At 74.1% G+C, this 2652-nt stretch carries 2 protein-coding genes; one reads left to right on the forward strand and one right to left on the reverse strand.

The annotated features are described in order from the left end of the window. On the forward strand, positions 1–275 hold a 275-nt coding region (locus PROKR_RS36965), incomplete at its 5' end, for a hypothetical protein (RefSeq protein ID WP_036965409.1). Here the strand turns inward: PROKR_RS36965 and PROKR_RS18155 are convergent. After that, positions 196–2652: glycoside hydrolase family 65 protein (locus PROKR_RS18155; protein WP_245605875.1), on the reverse strand; the 2457-nt coding region annotated here is incomplete at its 5' end. The genes PROKR_RS36965 and PROKR_RS18155 overlap by 80 nt on opposite strands.

The following is a 2652-nucleotide window of genomic DNA, read 5'->3' on the forward strand; positions in this document are numbered from 1 at the left end:
GCGTCGCGGCCCGGCTGGGCTGCCCGCTGTACGGCTGGGTGCGTCGCACCTGGGACACGCCCGACCCGCCGGACGGCATGCTCGCGGTCGCGTGCGACCGCGCCAAGCAGCAGGCTGCGGTCGCGTGCCACGACGCACCGGACCCGGCCGATCCGGTCCTGCCGCTGTGCGGTTCCGGCGACGACGAGGACTTCCTCACCGTCGTCCTGCCGGCCGCGTCTCCCACCGTTCTCCCGGTCCCAGAACTCGCCGCTCGCCGTCGACGGCAACGGTGATCGGCGGCTGCCGGGACCGGGGCAGGCTGATGCGGACCTGGTCGTCGCTGCACCGCACCTCGATGCCCCAGTGGTTGCGGTACCGCAGGCGAAACCGCAGCTCGGCGATCGTGTCGGGCAGGCGCGGGTTCAGCCGCAGCATGTCGCCGGTGAGCTCCAGGCCCGGGTAGCAGCGCTGGACCAGGTCGACGGCCCCGGCCATCGCGCCCAGGTGCACGCCCTCGGCGGTGGTCCCGCCCTGGACGTCGGCGATGTCGCTGTCGAGCGCCTCGCGGAAGAACCGCCAGGACGCGCTCGGGTCGCGCCGGGCCAGCACCCAGGCGTGGACGACGGCGCTGAGGGTCGACCCGTGGCTGGTCCGCGCCAGGTAGTGGTCCACGGTCCGGTTCAGCGCGGCCCGGTCGAACCGGTAGCCGAGCGCGTCCAGCGCGTCGATGACACCGCGCTCGCCCAGGAGGAACACCAGCATGAGCACGTCGGCCTGCTTGGAGGCCTGGTAGCGGTTGACCGAGTCGCCCTCGGCCTCGAGGATCCGGTCGAGCCGGCGGATCGCTCCGTACCGGGCGCGGTACCCCGCCCAGTCGAGCTCGGCGAGCTGGTCGTACCCCTCGAACTGGCTGATCACGCCGTCATCGTGGAACACGACGCGCATGCGCCGGGAGACCCGCTCGAAGAGGTCGGTCTCGGCGTCCCCCAGGCGGAGCCGGCGGGCCAGCGCGTCCCGCTCCGGCCCGGCCAGCAGCGCCAGCGCGTCCAGGGCGTGCCGCAGCACGCGGGTGACCATGACGTTGGTGTAGGCGTTGTTGTCGATCCCCGGCCGGTCGGCGCCCGGGTAGGCGTCGTGGTACTCGTCGGGACCCATGACGCCGCGGATGTCGTACCGGTCGGTGGCGGCGTCATAGGTCGCCAGGCTGCACCAGAACCGGGCGATCTCGACGAGCATCTCGGCGCCGTACCCGTGCAGGAACGCGACGTCCCCGGTGGCCTGGTAGTACTGCCAGACGTCGTGCGCCACGGCGATGCCCACGTGCCGCTGAAGGTGCGAATGGTCCTCCAGCCACCGGCCCGACACCGGGTTGAGGTGCGTCCGCTGGGTCTCGTCCCGGCCGTCGCTGCTGCTCTGCCACGGGTACATCGCGCCCCGGTAGCCGGCGTCCGCGGCCGCCTGCCGCGCCCGGGGCAGGCGACGCCACCGGTACATGAGCAGCGACCGCGCGACGCGCGGGAAGCGCAGGAGCAGGAACGGGAACACGAACAGCTCGTCCCAGAACACGTGCCCCCGGTACGCCTCCCCGTGCAGCCCGCGGGCCGGCATGCCGACGTCGAGGTGCGCGCTGTGCTCGGACAGGGTCTGCAGCAGGTGGAACGTGTTCAGCTCCAGCGCCCGCCGCGGCCGGCCGGTCACGCCGACCTCGCTGACGCGCCACAGCCGCTCCCAGGCCAGGACGTGGTCGGCGAGCAGGTCCCCGAAGGGCGGCAGGTGGGCCGCGTGCTCGCGGGCGGCGCTCAGCGACTCGGAGATCGCGAGGTCCCGCGAGGTGTAGATCGCGACGCGCTTCTCGACCGTGACGGGCACGCCCTGCACCAGGTCGGGCCACATCCGCACCGACGCCCGGCCGGTCGCGCGCTCGGCGCGGCTGGTCACCGGCCCGGCCGGGTCGGTGACCACGAGCGTCGCCGCCTGGGCGATCCGGATCTGCGACGTCGCGGTGCGGACCTGCAGCCAGGAGACGTCCTCCGCCTCGTCGTAGCCCTCCGCCACCGGGACCAGGTGCCGCCCGTCGAACGCCCCGTAGCGCGCCACCCCTGCGTTGACCACCCGGCCGTCGAGGCTCGACCAGACCTCGATGGACCCCGACCAGTTCTCCGCCAGGAAGGTGGTCTCCAGCGCGGCCACGTGCGGGTCGCGCATCGACACCAGCCGCCGCTGCGTCACGGCCAGCACCCGGCCGGCCGGGTCCCGGAACCGGGTGCGCCGGGTCAGGAGGCCGCGGCGCGGGTCCAGCTCCTGCCGGTGCTCCAGGACCTCGCCGCCGTCGAGCGTGAGCCAGGGCTGGCCGGGCGTACGGAAGGTGACCGGCAGCCAGTTCGGGGCGTTGACCAGGTCCTCGTTCTCCACCACGCGCCCCGAGACCACGGACTTCAGGCGGTCGTAGCAGCCCGCCAGGTAGGTGCCCGGGTAGTGCACGCCGTCCGCGGACGACTCCGGGGCCGCGCCCCGCGTGGCGACGTAGCCGTTGCCGAGGGTGCACAGCGCCTCCCGGAGCCCCTCGGTGGCGGCGTCGAAACCCTCGTACGACAGGATCCCGGGGTCCGCCGCACCTCCCCCGCCGTCGTCCGGCCGGCGCGTCACGCGCCGTCCAGGGGCACGCGCCAC

The organism is Promicromonospora kroppenstedtii DSM 19349 (assembly GCF_000515355.1).
Lineage (GTDB): Bacteria > Actinomycetota > Actinomycetes > Actinomycetales > Cellulomonadaceae > Promicromonospora > Promicromonospora kroppenstedtii.